This is a genomic window from Isoptericola sp. 178 (genome assembly GCF_030586525.1).
Lineage (GTDB): Bacteria > Actinomycetota > Actinomycetes > Actinomycetales > Cellulomonadaceae > Isoptericola > Isoptericola sediminis.
On the sequence record NZ_JAUQYN010000002.1, the window covers coordinates 545451 to 563095 of the forward strand.

Genomic DNA, 17645 nt, shown 5'->3' on the forward strand with positions numbered 1-17645 from the left:
CCCGGACGCCGGATGGGTTTCGCCGACCTGCGTGACCTGCCCTATCCCTGGGACACCCTGGGCGACGTCCGTTCGACGGCGGCTGCTCACCCCGGCGGGATGGTCGACCTGTCCGTCGGCACCCCCGTGGACCCCACGCCCCAGGTCGTCCAGGACGCCCTGAGAACGGCGGCGGACGCCCCCGGCTACCCGACCACCCACGGCACCCCGGCGCTGCGCGAGACGGTCGTCGACTGGTTCGCGCGGCGCCGGGGCGTGCCCGGGCTGGACCCCGCCGGCGTGCTGCCGACGGTCGGCTCCAAGGAGCTGGTAGGTCTGCTCCCGTCTCTGCTGCGCCTCGGCCCGGGTGACGTCGTCGTCCACCCCGCGGTCGCCTATCCCACCTACGACGTCGGCGCGCGGCTCGCGGGGGCGACGGCGCTGCCGAGCGACGACGTCGCCACGTGGGCCGGGCGCGCCGACGTGCGTCTGGTGTGGGTCAACTCCCCGTCGAACCCCACCGGCGCCGTGGCCGACGTCGAGCACCTGCGCGCCGTGGTCGCGGCGGCCCGCGAGATCGGCGCGGTCGTGGTGTCCGACGAGTGCTACGCCGAGCTGGCGTGGGACGCGCCGTGGGCGGGCGCCGACGGCGTCAGCACGGTGCCCAGCCTGCTCGACCCCCGGGTGACCGACGGCTCGCTCGACGGCCTGCTCGTCGCCTACTCCGCGTCGAAGCAGTCGAACATCGCGGGGTACCGCGCGGCGTTCGTGGCCGGGGACTCCCGCCTCGTCGCGGACCTGGTCGCCACCCGCAAGCACCTGGGCATGATCATGCCCGCACCCGTGCAGGAGGCGCTGCGCGCAGCCCTGCGTGACGATGCGCACGTCGACGCGCAGCGGGAGCGGTACCGGCGTCGCCGTGCGGCCCTCCTGCCGGCGTTGCGGCAGGCCGGGTTCGTCGTCGATCACTCCGAGGCCGGCCTCTACCTGTGGGCCCGGTGGGCCGACGGCGCCGCCGACGGGACGACCTCACGCGACCTGGCGCGGTGGTTCGCGACCCGTGGGATCCTGGTCGGGCCGGGAGAGTTCTACGGAGTCGCGGGCGGGTCGCACGTGAGGGTGGCCTTGACGGCTGCCGACGATGCCGTGACCGATGCTGTGGCACGGCTCACATCTTCTTGACGTGACGATTGGAACCGCATGGGATGAGGGGGGTATTTTGATCTGCAGGCCGAGGCTGCTCTGCGGTGACACCGTCCAGGCGGGCACGTCAGGTAGTCCGTGACCATGCCATGAGTTCACGTGCCGGAGCCTCCGACGACGGAGGCCGAGGGCCCGTCAGGGAAGGAAGACATGACGTCAACCCAGCAGACCGCCACGGTCGAGCTCAGCGTCGACGGCACGCGCCGAGAACTGCCCGTGGTGGCCGCGACGGAGGGTAACGACGGCATCGTCGTGTCCTCCCTGCTCAAGGACACCGGGATGGTGACCGTCGACCCCGGTTTCACCAACACGGCCTCCTGCGAGTCCGCGATCACCTACATCGACGGCGGCCAGGGCATCCTGCGCTACCGCGGCTACCCGATCGAGCAGCTCGCCGACTCCTCGTCGTTCCTCGAGGTGTCCTACCTGCTGATCCACGGCGAGCTGCCGTCGCCCGCCCAGCTCGAGGCGTTCACCGACCGCATCAACCGCCACACCCTCGTCCCGGAGGCCTTCCGGACCTTCCTGGGGACCTTCCCGCGCGGCGGTCACCCGATGGCGATCATGGCCTCGGCCGTGAACGCGCTCGCCACGTACTACCCCGAGTCGCTCGACCCGCACGACGACGAGGCGGTCGAGCTCGCGACGGTGCTGATCCTCGCCAAGATCCGCACCATCACCTCCTACGTGCACCGCTCCATGCGGGACGAGCCGCTGCTGTACCCCGACGCCGCCCGCGGGTACGTCGACGACTTCCTGCGGATGACCTTCGCCCGGCCGTACGAGGAGTGGCAGGCCAACCCGACCCTCGTGGCGGCGATGGACAAGCTGCTCATCCTGCACGCGGACCACGAGCAGAACTGCTCGACCTCGACGGTGCGCGTCGTCGGTTCCTCGAACGCGACCCTCTACGCCTCGGTGTCGGCCGGCATCAACGCCCTGTCCGGCCCGTCGCACGGCGGTGCCAACGAGGCCGTGCTGCTCATGCTGGAGAACATCCGCTCGGGCGAGGACTCCGTGGAGACCTTCATGAAGAAGGTCAAGAACAAGGAGGACGGCGTCCGGCTGATGGGCTTCGGCCACCGGGTGTACAAGAGCTACGACCCGCGCGCCGCGATCGTCAAGAAGCACGCCGACGCCGTGCTCGACGAGCTCGGTGCCAAGGACGAGCTGCTCGACATCGCCCGGGGCCTCGAGGAGATCGCGCTCAACGACGACTACTTCGTCGAGCGCAAGCTCTACCCGAACGTCGACTTCTACACGGGCCTCATCTACAAGGCGATGGGCTTCTCGCCGGCCATGTTCACCCCGCTGTTCGCGCTGGGTCGCATGCCGGGCTGGATCGCCCAGTGGCGCGAGATGATGAAGGACCCGCAGACGAAGATCGGCCGTCCCCGGCAGATCTACACCGGTCCCACCGAGCGGCCCTACGTGCCGCTCGACCAGCGCTGAACTTCCTCAGCGAGAGAGCGGGCGGGCACCGCCCCGCACGGTCGCGTTCACGGGCGCTTCGCGTCTGACGACCGTGCGGGACGGCGCCCGCCCGCTCGTGCGTTTCCTGACATCCCGACGGGCGGCCCTCGCCCGGGCGGTCGTCAGCCGGCGGGCTGGATGACGCGGATGCGCACGACGCCGTCACGCGGGGGGTCATCGTCCGCGGTCAGGGTGGACCACGTGCCCGACTCGCGGGTCCAGACCTGGTCCGCGGCGCGGACCTCGGTGGCCCCGGTGGCGTTGGCCGTCGCCACGGCCCAGTGCGCCACCGTCCACGTCCCGCGGTCCGTGTCCCCCTCGTGCAGTCCGGCGGCATCGACGCGGACCGTGGCGCCGTCCGAGCGCACCGCGTCGGCCCCCAGGCCCAGATCCCGGTCCAGCCGCTCGGGGACGCCGACGTGCGCCGTGGCGGGATCGGCCGGTCTCAGCGTGCAGGTGACCGACCCGGGGGAGTGGCCCGTCAGCGACGACGCCCACGCCCGGGCACGGGACTCGTGCTGGGCGTACGCGGTCGGGAACGCCGAGCGCTGCACGGCCTGCGCGGCATCGGTCACCGCCATGGTCGGCCACCCCTCGACCTCGACGAGCCCGTCGTAGAAGGCTCCGGTGGAGTAGACGGGGTCCAGGATCTCGTCCGGGGTGCCCCATCCCTGCGAGGGACGCTGCTGGAACAGGCCGAGGGAGTCACGGTCCCCGTAGTCGATGTTGACCAGCTGGGACTCCTGCAGCGCGGTGGCCACCCCGATCGTGCCGGCGCGCGCGGGCAGGGACCTCTGGATCGTGGTGCCCACGATCAGCGCGGCGTTGTGCGCCTGGACGGTGCTCAGCGACCACTCCGTCCCGTCGAGACGGGCCGTGCACTCCTGCGCGCCGGGGCGGCCGTCCTTGACCCCCTGGTAGAGCAGCGTGCCGGTCACCGCGGCGGCGCCGACGGCGAGCACCGCCACGACGGCGCCGGCCCCCGGGGCCGGCCGCCGCCGCGTCGACATCAGTTCGCGTGCAGCGCGGCGTTCAGCTCGACGCCGACGCCGCTCCGCGTCAGGGCCTCCACGGCGCCGGTGCGCGAGTTGCGCCGCAGCAGCAGGCCGTCACGGCCGGAGAGGTCACGGGCCTTGACCACGCGGGGTTCGCCCTCGTCGCCCATCTCGTCCAGGACCGTGACCTTGGTGCCTGCGGTGACGTAGAGACCGGCCTCGACGACGCAGTCGTCGCCCAGCGCGATCCCCAGACCGGCGTTCGCTCCCAGCAGGCAGCGCTCGCCGAGGGAGATGACCTCCTTGCCGCCCCCGGACAGCGTCCCCATGATCGAGGCGCCGCCCCCGACGTCGGACCCGTCGCCGACGACCACGCCCGCGGAGATGCGCCCCTCCACCATCGAGGAGCCGAGCGTGCCGGCGTTGAAGTTCACGAAGCCCTCGTGCATCACCGTCGTGCCCTCGGCCAGGTGCGCGCCCAGGCGGACACGGTCGGCGTCCGCGATGCGCACGCCCGTCGGGACGACGTAGTCGACCATGCGCGGGAACTTGTCGACGCCGTAGACGGTGACCGGGCCGTCGCCGGCGGCGCGCAGCCGGAGCCGCGTGGTCTCGAAGTCGGCCACGGCGCACGGCCCGCGGGACGTCCACACCACGTTGGTGAGCTTGCCGAAGATGCCCTCGACGTTGAGCCCGTGCGGCCGGACCAGGCGCGCGGAGATCAGGTGCAGACGCAGGTAGGCGTCCGCGGTGTCGGCCGGCGGCGCGTCCAGGTCGATCTCGGTGCGCACCACCGAGACGTCCACGCGGCGGGCGTCGTCGCGCCGGGTGAGCGCGGCCAGGTCGACGGGGACGTCGACGTCGTCGGGCGCGGTGCCGAGCACGGGCGCCGGGTACCAGACGTCGAGCGTGCTGCCGTCGTCGGCGACCGTGGCGAGGCCGAGGCCCCAGGCGGTGCGGGGAGAGGTGCTGGGCGTCGTCATGGGCCCAGCCTATCCGCGCGAGGTGGCACGATGACGGGGTGACCGACACGCAGACACGACTCGACCCGGCCCTGACGGATCCCGCGACCCTCCCGAGCTCCGACCTCGTGGACCTGCTCGCCGCGATCTGCGACATCGAGTCCGTCTCGGGCGACGAGACCGCCCTGGCCGACGCGGTGGAGGCGCTGCTGCGCGACCAGCCGCACCTCGACGTGCACCGTGATGGCGACGCCGTCGTCGCGCGCACGACGCTGGGCCGGGACCGTCGCGTCGTGCTCGCGGGGCACCTCGACACCGTGCCGCTCACCGATCCGCCGAACCTGCCCACGCGGTTGACGGGTACCGGGGACGACCGGGAGCTCTGGGGACGCGGCACCGTCGACATGAAGGCCGGGATCGCGGTCATGCTGGCGCTCGCCGTCGAGCTGGGCCGTCCGGGCGCCGAGCCGGTCGCCGACGTGACGTACGTGTTCTATGACCACGAGGAGGTCGAGGAGTCCAAGAGCGGGCTCGGGCGCCTCGCCCGGAACCGTCCGGACCTGCTCGCGGGAGACTTCGCCGTGCTCGGGGAGCCGACGTCGGCGGACATCGAGGGCGGTTGCCAGGGCACGCTCCGCGTCGACGTGCGCACCCGAGGGGTGGCGGCCCACTCCGCTCGGTCGTGGCGGGGCGAGAACGCCATCCACGCCGCGGCACCGATCCTCGCGCTGCTCGCCGGCTACGACGCCGCACAGGTCGAGGTCGACGGGCTCGTGTATCGCGAGGGGCTGAACGCCGTGGGCATCACCGGCGGCATCGCCGGCAACGTGGTGCCCGACGCCTGCACCGTGACGGTCAACTACCGCTTCGCGCCGTCGCGCACGCTCGCGGAGGCCGAGCAGCACCTGCGTGAGCTGTTCGCCGACCACGAGGTCGTCGTCACCGACGCCTCCCCGGCGGCGCGTCCGGGCCTGGACGACCCGCTGGCCGCCGAGTTCGTCGCGGCCGTCCTGGCGCGGACCGGGGGAGCGCCGAAGCCGAAGTTCGGCTGGACGGACGTGGCGCGCTTCGCCGAGCTGGGGATCCCCGCGGTCAACTTCGCCCCCGGGGACCCGCTCCTGGCGCACGCCGACGACGAGCGGGTGCGGGTCGCCGAGCTGGCCGTCTGCCGGGGCGCCCTGCGCGACTGGTTGCGCGGCGCGTAGGCACGCGATCCGGACACCACGCGACGAAGCCGGTGGCGCCACCCCGAGGGGGCGGTGCCACCGGCTTCGGTGTGAGGGACTCAGCCCTGGTTGCGGCGACGGACGATCATGATCCCGGCGCCGGTGCCGATGAGCAGCAGGGCGGCGAGAGCCGCCATGGCCATGTCGGCACCGGTCCGCGGCAGCGGCGGCGTCGGCGGCGTGACCGGGACGTCGCGGCAGATCTCCACCGACGCCGAGTCGCGGTCGAGCTCGGTGTCACCGTCGAGGAGGTAAGCCTCGTTGGTGACGTCCAGGCACTCGCCCTGCTCGACCATGACGGTCGTGCTCACCGGGAACTCCGTGACGGCTCCGGGCTTGCTCGCCTCCACGGTCCCGAGCAGCACCGGCGGGAGGCTGGGGCTGGTAAGGCCGCCCCAGATGGTGAAGTCGTCCCAGACCTCCACCGACGTCGGCCCGTTGTCGATGACGCTCGGGTCGATGGCGACCTGGTCGGAGGCCGAGTCGGTGCCGGCGTTCTCCGGGTCGTCGACGTCGCCCTGGGTCTGCGGGTACTCCCCGAGGTCCCAGGTGACGGTGGCCTTGAGAGTGCCCTCGAAGTCGTTGACGTTCTCACAAGTGAACGTCAACGGCGTCTCCAGCCCGAACGAGTACGGGCCGTCGAGCACGACGTCCTCCCCGTCCTCGGTTGCGGTGATCGTGCACTCGCTGGCCTCGGACATCGCCTCGAACGTCGCCTCCACGGTGCCCATCACTCGGTGGTCGTTCGGGTTGGTCACCACGGCACCCGCCTCGATGAGCTGGGCGTCGTCGATGGTCGTCGGTCCTTCGACGACCCGCACCGTGAACTCGACGGTGGTCTCGGCCTGGTCGGCCGGCAGGGTGACCGGGTGGGTCTCGGCCTCCTTGTCGACGGTGAAGGTGCGGCTGACGAACTGCTCACCCATACCCATCACGTCGATGTCCAGCGGCTCCCAGATCAGCGGGTCGACGAAGGTGAGGGCCTTGTCGTCGCCCGTGGCCAGGGTGACCATCTGGCTGCGCTGGGCCGGCAGGAGGTATCCCTCCGGGGCGACGGTCTCGGTGACGGTGTACTCACCGAAGTAGACGACGTCCTCGAACGTGTACTCGCCGTTCTCGTCGACCGTGAACTCCAGCGGGTCGTCGCCGGCCAGGTCGACCGGGTTCGGGCTGATCTCGAAGGTCGCGCCGGCCAATGCCTCGCCCTGCTCGTCCTCCTTGTAGATGGTCAGGTCGGCTCCGTCCTCGCGGCAGACCTCGACGACCTCGGTGGCGGAGTCGATGCGTTCGCCGTCGGCGCCCGCCTCGACCTCGACGATGTAGCCGTCGTTGACCACCTCGACGCACTCGCCCAGCGGGACCTCGATCACTCGGGTGACCGGGAACTGGGTGGTGTTCTCGCTACCCGTGGCGTCGACGGTGCCGAGCTGCTCCGGCTCGAAGTCCGGGTTGGTGAAGTCGTCCCAGACGTCGACCGAAGCCAGGCCGTTGTCGGTGGTGACCTCCTCGAGGTTGAGGCTGTCGCCGGCCGAGTCGGTACCGGCGTTGTCGGGGTCGTCGATGTGGTCCTGGGTCTGGGGGTAGTCCGCCAGCTCCCAGGTGACGGTGGCCTCGACGGTGCCGAACAGCGGCGGGTTCGGGCACTCGACCATCAGCACCGTGTCGCCGGCGGAGAACTCGTTCTCCCAGGCGTCGAGGTCGGTGCCCATGTAGGTGCAGTACGCGCCGTCGATGGTGACGTCCACCAGGCCGGTCACGGCACCCGCGTTGGGGTTGTTGACGGTGACCGCGACCGAGCGGTTCGGGTCCTCGTCCGGGTCGAGGACCGTGTCGCTCTCGTAGACCTCGATCATGTAGTCGAGCTCGATGGACTCCTGGTCGGCCGGCAGCAGGACGGTGTCGTTGCCGTCGACCTGCTTGTCGTTCGTCCAGGTCCGGGTCACGAACTGACCGGCCGAGACCTCCACCGCCAGCGGCTCCCAGATCAGCGGGTCGACGAAGGTGAGGGCCTTCTCGTCGCCGGTGGCCAGGGTGACCATCTGGCTGCGCTGGGCCGGCAGCAGGTAGCCGTCGGGTGCGACCGTCTCGGTGACGGTGTACTCGCCGAAGTAGACGACGTCCTCGAACGTGTACTCGCCGGTCTCACCGGTGCTGAACTCCAGCGGGTTCGGACCCTCGGGGTCCACCGGGTTCGGGCTGATCGTGAAGGTCGCGCCGGGCAGCGGCTGCTGGTCCTCGTCGACCTTGAAGATGGTCAGGTCGGCGGGGGCTTCGCGGCAGACCTCGACGACCTCGGTGGCGGAGTCGATGCGTTCGCCGTCAGCGCCCGCCTCGACCTCGACGATGTAGCCGTCGTTGACCACCTCGACGCACTCACCCAGCGGGACGTCGATCACCTGGGTGACGGGGTACTGCGTGGTGTTCGCGCTGCCGATGGCGTCGACCGTCCCCAGGTAGGTCGGGGGCAGGTCGGGGTTGGTGAAGTCGTCCCAGACGTCGACGGACAGCAGGCCGTTGTCGGTCGTGACCTGCCCCAGCTCGAGGCTGTCGGTGTCGGAGTCGGTGCCCGCGTTCTCCGGGTCGTCGATGTGGTCCTGGGTCTGCGGGTAGTCCGCCAGCTCCCAGGTCACCGTGGCGTCGACCGTGCCGAACAGTGGCGGGTTGGGGCACTCGACCATCAGGACGGTGTCGCCGCTGGCGAACGCGTTCTCCCACTGGTCCAGGTCGGTACCCATGTAGGTGCAGAACGCGCCGTCGATGGTGACGTCCACCAGACCGGTCACGGCACCCGCGTTCGGGTTGTTGACGGTGACGGTCACCGAGCGGTTCGGGTCCTCCTCCGGGTCGAGGACCGTGTCGCTCTCGTAGACCTCGATCATGTAGTCGAGCTCGATGGACTCCTGGTCGGCCGGCAGCAGGACGGTGTCGTTGCCGTCGACCTGCTTGTCGTTCGTCCAGGTCCGGGTCACGAACTGCTCCGCCGACAGCTCCAGGTCCAGCGGCTCCCAGGCGAGCGGGTCGACGAATTCGACCTCGGTGGTCTCGCCCTCGACGAGGTCGACCGTCTTGGTGCGCTGATCGGGCGGGGGCAGCAGGTAGCCGGACTCGGCCGGTACCGAGATCTCGGTGACGTCGTACTCGCCGAAGTCCGCGATCTGCTCGATCGTGTACGTCCCGTCCTCACCGGTGGTGACCTCGAGGGGCTCCTCGCTCTCCGGGTCGAGCGGGTTGGGGCTGACGTGGAAGACCACGCCCGGGATGGGCTGCTGGTCCTCGCCGACCTTGATGATCTTCAACTCGGCTGGGGCCTCGCGGCAGATCTCGACGGAGGCGCTGGCCTCGTCGATCCGGTCACCGTCGGCACCGTCTCCGGTCTCGACGATGTAGGCCGTGTTGTCGACGTCGATGCACTCGCCCTGGGGAACCTCGAACTCCTTCGAGAACTCGACCGTGGTGGTGGTCGCCTGGCCTTCGGACTCGATGGTCTGGAGGAACTCCGGCGCCTCGTCGGGGTTGGTGAAGTCGTCCCAGACATCGACCGACTGGATGCCGGTGTCGAAGGTGGCGCTCTCGAGGTCGAGGGAGTCGAAGCTCGAGTCGGTGCCGGCGGCGCCCGGGTTGTCGACGTGCCCCTGGGTCTGCGGGTAGTCCGCCAGCTCCCAGGTGACGATGGCCTGGACCTCGCCGTACAGCGGCGGGTTCGGGCAGACGACATCCAGGATGGTCTCGCCGCTGGCGAACTCGTTCTCCCAGGCGTTGAGCTCGTCACCCTCGTAGGTGCAGAACTCGCCGTCGAGAGTTACGACCACCAGACCGGTCACCGCGCCCGCGTTGGGGTTGTCGACCGTGATGGTGACGGAGCGCGCCGGGTCGGCCGTCGGGCTGAGGAACTCGTCGCTCTCGGTGACCTCGATCGTGTAGTTGATCTCGGCGGTGGGTTCGTCGGCCCGCAGGTTGATAGTGGTGGCGTCCGCCTCCTTGTCGTTCGCCCACGTCCGGGTGATGTACTGCGTGGCGTTGACGTCGAGCTCCAGCGGCTCCCAGATCAGCGGGTCGATGAACGTCAGCGACTTGTCGTCCCCCGGAGCGAGCGTGACCATCTGGGTCCGGTCAGCCGGAGCCGGCAGCAGGTAACCCTCGGGGGCCACGATCTCCGTCACCTCGTACTCGCCGAAGTAGACGACGTCCTCAAAGGTGTACTCGCCGGTCTCACCGGTGCTGAACTCCAGGGGGTCGTCACCGGCCGGGTCGACCGGGTTCGGGCTGATCGTGAAGGTCGCGCCCGGCAGGAGCAGGCCGTCGGCGTTCGCCTTGAAGATCGTCAGGTCCGCCGGGTTCTCGCGGCAGACGTTGACGACCTCGGTCGCGGAGTCGATGCGTTCGCCGTCGGCGCCGGCCTCGACCTCGACGATGTAGCCGTCGTTGGTGACCTCGATGCACTCGCCCAGCGGGACGAAGATCTCCTGGGTGAACGGGAACTCCTCGGAGCCCGCGTTCTCGGTGGCCACGGCCGTCCCGAGCTGGACCGGCTCCTCGTCGGGGTTGGTGAAGTCGTCCCAGACGTCCACGGCCGGCAGTCCGTTGTCGGTGGTGACGTCGAGGAGCTGGAGGCTGTCGGAGGCCTCGCCCTGAGGAGCGTTCTGCGGGTCGTCGACGTCGTCCTGGGTCTGCGGGTACACGCCACGGTCCCAGGTGACGACGGCGTCGACCTCGCCGTAGAGGGGCGGGTCGTCGCAGACGACCATGAACTCGTTGAGGCCGCTGGCGAACTCGTTCTCCCATTCGTTGAGGTCGGTGCCCATGTAGGTGCAGAAGTTGTCCTCGAGGTCGACGGTCAGCATCCCGGTGACCGGGTCCTCGTTGGGGTTGTCGACCGTGACCGTGACGGTGCGGCCGTTCTCCTCGAGCACCGTGTCGCTCCAGAACACCTCGACGACGTAGTCGAGCATGACGGATTCCTGGTCGGCGGGCAGCAGCACCTCGTTCTCGCCGTCGACCTGCTTGTCGTTCGTCCAGGTCCGGGTGACGAACTGCTCGGCCGAGACCTCGATCTCCAGCGGCTCCCACGGCTTCGGGTCGGTGAAGGTCACCGTCGCGGACTCCGCCGGGCCGACCGTGATCATCTGGGTTCGGTCAGCGGGAGGCGGCAGCAGGTAGCCGTCGGGGGCCGCGGTCTCGGTGACGGTGAACTCGGTGCCCCACAGGTCCTGCCCGATCTCGGGGAAGGTGTAGGTCCCGTCCTCACCGGTGGTGAACTCGAACGGTCCTTCACCGCCGTTCGGGTCCGGGTCGATCGTGAACGTCGCCCCGGCCAGCGGGGTCCCGTCCTCGTCCTCCTTGAGGATCGTCAGGTCGGAGCACAGGTTCGGGATGTCGATGTCCCCGACCGCATAGTCCTTCAGCGCGCTGGTGTCGCCGTTCTGGCCGCCCTCCTGGGACCGCATGTGCAGGCCGGCGAACCCGGTGCCCGGGCACAGCCCCCCGACACCGAGGTCGGTCAGGTTGATCTTCAGCTCGACGAACTGGTTCGCCGGGATCTGGCCGTCCACCGCGTTGGGCGACCCGAAGAAGTCGGTGATGGGTGCAGTGTTGACGGCGACGTCGTAGCCGGAGCAGTCCGGCCCCTCGATCCAGTCTTCTGTGTCCCCGTCCCAGGTGTCGACTCTCTGGCACTCCAGACCTTGGTTCCCGCGGTCAGCGATGATGATCCGGAGGTCTCCGTCGGTGCGTACCGGGACGAGACCGTCCTGCTCGAGCTGGTTGAACTCGATGTAGTAGCGACCCGTGCCCTGGCCGGATTGGCGGTCGAAGCCGACGAAAACCCACTGGTCGAGCGTGGCGTCCTCAACATCGGAGTACACCAGCACGTTGCCGATGTCGGACTTGCCGGAGGCGGTCCCGTCCGACCCGGCCGTCCAGCTCGGATAGTTGCTCTCGCTGGACCCTTCACCGATCGTGGTCGTGTCCGCGTTGCCGATCGGGTCCTGGATCAGGCTGAAGTTGTCGTCCCCGACCTCCAGGTCTTCCCAGTCGAAGTTCGTGTCGTGGGCCTGATTGCCGTCGATCTCGAACACGGACCCCACGGCCGTCGCGTTCGTGCTCAGCGCGACCACGGAACCGAGGGCGAGCGTCGTGGCGGCCAGGGCGGCGACGGGACGCGAGAGCCTGCCTCTCCGGAGGGCTGTCGCGGCCTTGCGGTGTGAATTCCAGGAGCGCATCTTCTGTCCGATCCATCCGGGGCCGCCGTGGCCGGCAGGCGTAATGAACGTCACATCCTCAAGGAGCGTATCCCCGCTCTGACGGCACTCACAGGGCAGGACGCAGAGTTCACCCGCTCGTCGCGGACCGGGTTCGTGAACGGCTTGATGCCGGGCCTCCGGAGGCCTGCTGGGCGAGCTGGTCGGGGCGCTTCCGCACGCCCTGAACCGACGGGTGACCGCCGATGGAGAGCGGGGGAGAAGCCGGGCACGACGAAGCCGGTGGCCCCGCCCGAGGGGCGGTGCCACCGGCTCCGGTGTGAGGGACTCAGCCCTGGTGGCGGCGACGGACGAACATGATCCCGGCACCCGTGCCGATGAGCAGCAGGGCGGCGATGCCCGCCATGGCCATGTCGGCACCCGTCTTCGGCAGCGGCGGCGACGGCGGGGTCACCGGCGGAGTGGGCGTCGGAGTCGGTGTCGGCGTCGGCTTCGGAGCGTCACGGCAGATCTTCACCGAGGCGTCGTCCTCGTCGATCCGGTCACCCTCGGCGCCCGCGTCGGTCTCGACGATGTACGCGGTGTTGTCCACCGTCATGCATGCGCCGGCTGCGACCTCGAACTCCTTGGAGTACTCGATCGTGGTCGTGTTGGCCGCTCCCGTGGCCACGATGGTCTGGAGGAACTTCGGCTCCTCGTTCGGGTTGCTGAAGTCGTCCCAGACGTCGACCGACATCACGCCGTTGTCGACCGTGACGTCGGCAAGCTCGACGCTGTCGGACGCCATGCCCGCCGGGGCGTTCTCCGGGTCGTCGACGTCCTCCTGGGTCTGCGGGTAGACCCCGCGGTCCCAGGTGACGGTGGCCTCGACGGCGCCGAACAGCGGCGGGTCCTCGCAGACGACCATGAACTCGTTCGCACCGCTGGCGAACTCGTTCTCCCACATGTCGAGGTCGGTGCCCTCGAGGGTGCAGAACTCGCCGTCGAGGTCGACGGTCATCATCCCGGTGACGGGCTTCTCATTGGGGTTGTCGACCGTGACCATGACCCACCGTGCCGGGTCCTCCTCCGGGTCGAGGAACGGGTCGCTCTCCATGACCTCGATCGTGTAGTCGACCGTGGCGGTGGACTTGTCGGCGGGCAGGTGGATCTTGGTGGCGCTCGCCTCCTTGTCGATGGTCCACGTCCGGTCCACGAACTGCTCCGCCTCGACGTCCACCGTGAGCGGCTCCCACGGCTTCGGGTCGAAGAAGGTGAGCGCCTTGTCGTCACCGGGCTCGAGCGTGACCACCTGGGTGCGGTCGGCCGGAGCCGGCAGCAGGTACCCCTCGGGGGCCTCGATCTCCGTCACCTCGTACTCGCCGAAGTGGACGACGTCCTCGAAGACGTAGATCCCGAGCTCGTTGGTCGTGAACTCGAGAGGCTCCGTGTTCTCGGGGTCGGTCGGGTCCGGGGAGATGGTGAACTTCGCGCCGGGCAGGTAGCCGTCGCCCTGGTCCTCCTCGTTCATCGCCTTGGGGAGCTTGTAGATGGTCAGGTCGGCCGGCTTCTCGCGGCAGACCTCGACCTCCACGGTGGCCTCGTCGATCCGGTCGCCGTCGGCGCCGTCCCCGACCGCGACGATGTACCCGTCGTTGGTGACGATGACGCACTCGCCCAGCGGGACGTCGATCACCTTGCTGAACGGGAACTCCTCGGAGCCCGCGTCCTCGGTGGCCACGGCCTGGCCCAGGTAGACCGGCTCCTCGTCGGGGCTGGTGAAGTCGTCCCAGACGTCCACGGCCGGTTCGCCGTTGTCGGTGGTGACGATCACCGTGCTGTCGGAGGCCTCACCCTGCGGCGCGTTCTCCGGGTCGTCGACGTCGTCCTGGTCCTGCGGGTACACGCCCCGGTCCCAGGTGACGGTGGCGTCGACCTCGCCGTTGAGCGGCGGGTTGGGGCAGACGACCTCCAGGACGGTGTCGCCGTTGGCGAACGCGTTCTCCCACTCGTTCAGGGCGGTTCCCATGTACTCGCAGGGCTCGCCGTTGAGGTCGACGCTCAGGTTGCCGGTGACCGGGTCCTCGTTGGGGTTGTTGACCGTCACTTCTACCGTGCGGCCGCCTTGATCGAGCACCGTGTCGCTCCAGAACACCTCGACGACGTAGTCGAGCTCGATCGACTCCTGGTCGGCCGGCAGCAGGACGAAGTTCTCGCTGTCGACCTCCTTGTCGTTGGTCCACGTCCGGGTGACGAACTGCTCGGCCGAGACGTCGATCTCCAGCGGCTCCCACGGCATGGGGTCGGTGAACGTCACCGTCGCGGACTCGGCGGGTCCGACCGTGACCATCTGTGACCGTTCGGCCGGCAGCAGGTAGCCGTCGGGTGCCTCGATCTCGGTGATCGTGAACTCGGTGCCCCACAGCTCCTGACCGATCTCCGGGAGCTTGAACGTTCCGTCCTCACCGACGGTGAACTCGTACGGCTCCTCGCTCTCCGGGTCGATCGGGTTCGGGAAGATCGTGAACGTGGCGCCCGGCAGCGGGTTGCCCTCCTCGTCCTCCTTGACGATCGTCAGGTCCGCGCAGAGGCTCGGCACGTCGATGTCACCCGTGGCGAGGTCCTTGAGCGCCGAGTTCAGGGACTCGCCGGTCTCGGTGCGCATGTTCAGCGTGCTGAACCCGGACGCCGGGCAGAGGGTGCCGATGCCGAGCGCGGTGAGGTTCAGCGAGATCTCGACGAACCGGTCTTCGCTGATCATCTTGTTCTCGTCGGCGTTCGCCGAGCCGAAGTAGTCGAGGATCGGCTCCGAGTTGACGGCGAAGTCGAACAGACCGTCGCAGTCCTGCCGGTCGACCCAGTCGTTCGCACCCTCGTCCCAGGTGTCGACCCCGATGCACATGAGGTCGTTGTTGCCGTCCTCCTCGACGACGATCCGGATGTCACCGTCGGTGCGGTCCGGATTCATCATGTCCTGGTTGGGCTCCTGGTTCAGCTCGATGTAGTAGTTCACCGTGCCGGAGTCACCGTCGCGGTCCCAGGCGATGTGCAGCCACTGGGTGTACTCGTTGCCGTCGTTGACGACCTCGCTGTCCACCAGGACGTTGCCGAGGTCGGACTTGCCGGAGTTGGTGCCCGGGTTGCCTGCCGACCAGTTGTCCCACCCCTGCGCCGGGTTGTTCGGGTCCTCCTTGTTGGACCCGGCGAACGTCGTGGTGTCGGCGTTGCCGATGGGGTCCTTGATGACGTCCGGCTCGGCGGTCTCCCAGTCGAGGGTGGTGTTGGTGACCTGGTTGCCGTCGATCTCGAAGGTGCTCGGGACGGCGGCGGCACTGGTGCTCAGCGCGACGACGGACCCGAGGGCGAGTGTTGTGGCGGCCAGTGCGGCGACGGGGCCGGTGTGCCGGCCTCTGCGTGGAGCTGTCGCGTCGTTGCGGTGTGAACTCCTGATGCGCATGTGTCTCGTCCGATCTATCCGATCTGCCCACATACCGGCAGGTGTGACGAATGTCAAGTCCGCTTGGAGCGTATCCACGTTCTCTTCACGCGCACAGTGCAGGATGCGGAGTTCACCCGCTCCGAGATTCCGGAACTGGTCATAGGCTCGAACCATGAGCGAACGGACCGACGAAGGCGTCCCCGAGGTCGGCCGCGGGTACCGCAAGGGACCGCTGCTGCTGCGGGGCACGCAGATCCCCACCTCGACCACCGACCAGCGCCTGCTGGCACCGGGGGAGGGGTCGGAGTGGGTCCACTCCGACCCGTGGCGCGTCATGCGCATCCAGGCGGAGTTCGTCGAAGGTTTCGGTGCGCTCGCCGAGGTCGGCCCCGCCGTGTCGGTGTTCGGTTCGGCCCGCACCGCACCCGACCACCCCGACTACGCGCTCGGGGAGCTGGTCGGCAAGCTCCTGGTGGCCTCCGGGTACTCGGTGATCACCGGCGGTGGGCCCGGCATCATGGAGGCGGCGAACAAGGGCGCCGCCGAGGCCGGGGGCACCTCCGTCGGCCTGGGGATCGAGCTGCCCTTCGAGCAGGGGATGAACGAGCACGTCAACCGCGGCGTGAGCTTCCGGTACTTCTTCGCCCGCAAGACGATGTTCGTCAAGTACGCCCAGGGTTTCGTCGTCCTGCCCGGGGGCTTCGGCACCTTCGACGAGCTCTTCGAGGCGCTCACCCTCGTCCAGACCCACAAGGTGACCGAGTTCCCCGTGGTGCTCGTCGGCAGCGACTACTGGGGCGGCCTGCTGGACTGGCTGCGGACCGTCGTCGCCGCGCGAGGCATGATCAAGGAGTCCGACCTGGACCTGCTGTACGTGACCGACAGCGCGGAGGACGCCGTCTCCCACGTCATCCGGCGCGGCCGCCAGCTCGCCGCCGAGCGACGCGCGTGATCCCACCGGCCGGCACCCCGCTCGTCCTGCGTGGTCGCGAGGTCGGCCGGGACGCCGACGGGGCGCGGCGACCGGTCGTCATGGCGATCGTCAACCGCACGACCGACTCCTTCTACGCCCCGGCGCGGCTCGCCGACGACGGCGCGGCGCTGACCGCCGCCCACCGGGCGTGGGAGGACGGCGCCGCGATCCTCGACATCGGCGGGGTCCGCGCCGGGACGGGACCCGCGGTGAGTGCGGCGGAGGAGATCGACCGGGTCGTCCCCTTCCTGGCCCTCGTCCGCCAGGAGATCCCCGAGCTGCTGCTGAGCGTCGACACCTGGCGCTCCGAGGTCGCGGCGGCGGCGATCGAGGCCGGGGCCGACCTCGTCAACGACACCTGGGCGGGGCACGACCCGGGACTCGTCGAGGTGGCGGGCGCGGCCGGGGTCGGGGTCGTCTGCTCCCACACCGGCGGGGCGCAGCCCCGGACCGACCCCTACCGGGTGGCCTATCCGGTCGCCGACGGGGCCGACGCCGGCGACCCCCGCGACGGCGTCGTGCACGACGTGCTGACCACGCTGCGGGCCGGCGCGGAACGGGCGGTCGCCTGCGGGGTGCCGCCGTCGTCCGTGCTCGTCGACCCCACGCACGACTTCGGCAAGAACACGTGGCACTCCCTGCACCTGCTGCGTCGGACCCCGGAGCTGGTCGCGCTCGGGTACCCCGTGCTCATGGCGCTCAGCCGCAAGGACTTCGTGGGCGAGACCCTGGACCTCCCCCCGGAGGAGCGGCTGCCGGGCACCCTCGCCGCCACCGCGCTCGCGGCGTGGCACGGTGCGCAGGTGTTCCGGAGCCACGACGTCGCGGCCACCCGCCAGGCGCTGGAGATGGTCGCCGCCGTGCGGGACGAGGCGCCCCCGCGGGTCGCCCTGCGCGGCCTCGCCTGACACCGGCTGTCCGGGTCGGCCAGTAGAATGGTGAGACGCACCTCATCCTGCCACGTGCAGTAACGGGGCGGAGGAACCGGACAACGGAATGGAGAGCCACACATGGCTGCGATGAAGCCGCGGACGGGCGACGGGCCCCTCGAGGTCACCAAGGAGGGACGCGGCATCGTCATGCGTGTTCCGCTGGAGGGCGGTGGTCGGCTGGTCGTCGAGCTGAACGCGACCGAGGCCGGCGAGCTGGGCGAGGCCCTCCAGGGTGTCGTCGGCTGACGACATCGGCAGCAGACTCCCGTGACGGACGGGCGTGGGAC

At 69.8% G+C, this 17645-nt stretch carries 10 protein-coding genes; 6 read left to right on the forward strand and 4 right to left on the reverse strand.

All coding sequences use genetic code 11. The features are described 5' to 3' along the window. The first annotated feature begins 12 nt into the window (after window positions 1–12). Window positions 13–1161, forward strand: coding sequence for a succinyldiaminopimelate transaminase (gene dapC / locus Q6349_RS07010; RefSeq protein WP_304603466.1), 1149 nt, complete (start codon window positions 13–15; stop codon window positions 1159–1161). A 171-nt stretch (window positions 1162–1332) separates the two neighbouring features. Next, on the forward strand, window positions 1333–2634 hold the full coding sequence (locus Q6349_RS07015; protein WP_171247814.1) for a citrate synthase: 1302 nt from the start codon (window positions 1333–1335) through the stop codon (window positions 2632–2634). 143 nt (window positions 2635–2777) lie between these two features. Here the strand turns inward: Q6349_RS07015 and Q6349_RS07020 are convergent, their stop codons facing one another. Both Q6349_RS07020 and dapD read right to left on the reverse strand, forming a co-directional pair. Further along, window positions 2778–3665 carry a hypothetical protein gene (locus Q6349_RS07020; protein WP_370375373.1) on the reverse strand — a complete coding sequence of 296 codons (888 nt, stop codon included), beginning with the start codon at window positions 3663–3665 and terminating at the stop codon, window positions 2778–2780. Further along, complete coding sequence (gene dapD, locus Q6349_RS07025) at window positions 3665–4633, reverse strand: 2,3,4,5-tetrahydropyridine-2,6-dicarboxylate N-succinyltransferase (RefSeq protein ID WP_171247813.1); 969 nt, start codon at window positions 4631–4633, stop codon at window positions 3665–3667. Before dapD ends, Q6349_RS07020 begins: the two co-directional genes overlap by 1 nt. A gap of 38 nt (window positions 4634–4671) precedes the next feature. On the opposite strand from dapD, the gene dapE reads away from it, so the two are divergent. Beyond that, window positions 4672–5817, forward strand: a complete 1146-nt coding sequence (gene dapE, locus Q6349_RS07030) for a succinyl-diaminopimelate desuccinylase (RefSeq protein WP_369810833.1) — start codon at window positions 4672–4674, stop codon at window positions 5815–5817. 80 nt (window positions 5818–5897) lie between these two features. Here the strand turns inward: dapE and Q6349_RS07035 are convergent, their stop codons facing one another. Continuing rightward, entirely contained in the window at window positions 5898–12110 is a 6213-nt protein-coding gene (locus tag Q6349_RS07035; protein ID WP_304603467.1) for a prealbumin-like fold domain-containing protein, read from the reverse strand. A 253-nt stretch (window positions 12111–12363) separates the two neighbouring features. Then, window positions 12364–15471 carry a prealbumin-like fold domain-containing protein gene (locus Q6349_RS07040; protein ID WP_304603468.1) on the reverse strand — a complete coding sequence of 1036 codons (3108 nt, stop codon included), beginning with the start codon at window positions 15469–15471 and terminating at the stop codon, window positions 12364–12366. A 154-nt stretch (window positions 15472–15625) separates the two neighbouring features. On the opposite strand from Q6349_RS07040, the gene Q6349_RS07045 reads away from it, so the two are divergent. The 3 genes from Q6349_RS07045 (at window position 15626) to Q6349_RS07055 (ending at window position 17604) form a co-directional block, all read left to right on the forward strand. After that, a complete protein-coding gene (locus Q6349_RS07045; RefSeq protein ID WP_304603469.1) occupies window positions 15626–16405 on the forward strand; it encodes a TIGR00730 family Rossman fold protein in 780 nt (259 codons plus the stop codon). Continuing rightward, window positions 16402–17334 carry a dihydropteroate synthase gene (gene folP, locus Q6349_RS07050; protein WP_304603470.1) on the forward strand — a complete coding sequence of 311 codons (933 nt, stop codon included), beginning with the start codon at window positions 16402–16404 and terminating at the stop codon, window positions 17332–17334. The genes Q6349_RS07045 and folP overlap by 4 nt, the downstream gene beginning before the upstream one ends. Window positions 17335–17436: 102 nt before the next feature. Then, a complete protein-coding gene (locus Q6349_RS07055; protein ID WP_171247429.1) occupies window positions 17437–17604 on the forward strand; it encodes a DUF3117 domain-containing protein in 168 nt (55 codons plus the stop codon). Window positions 17605–17645 lie beyond the last annotated feature (41 nt).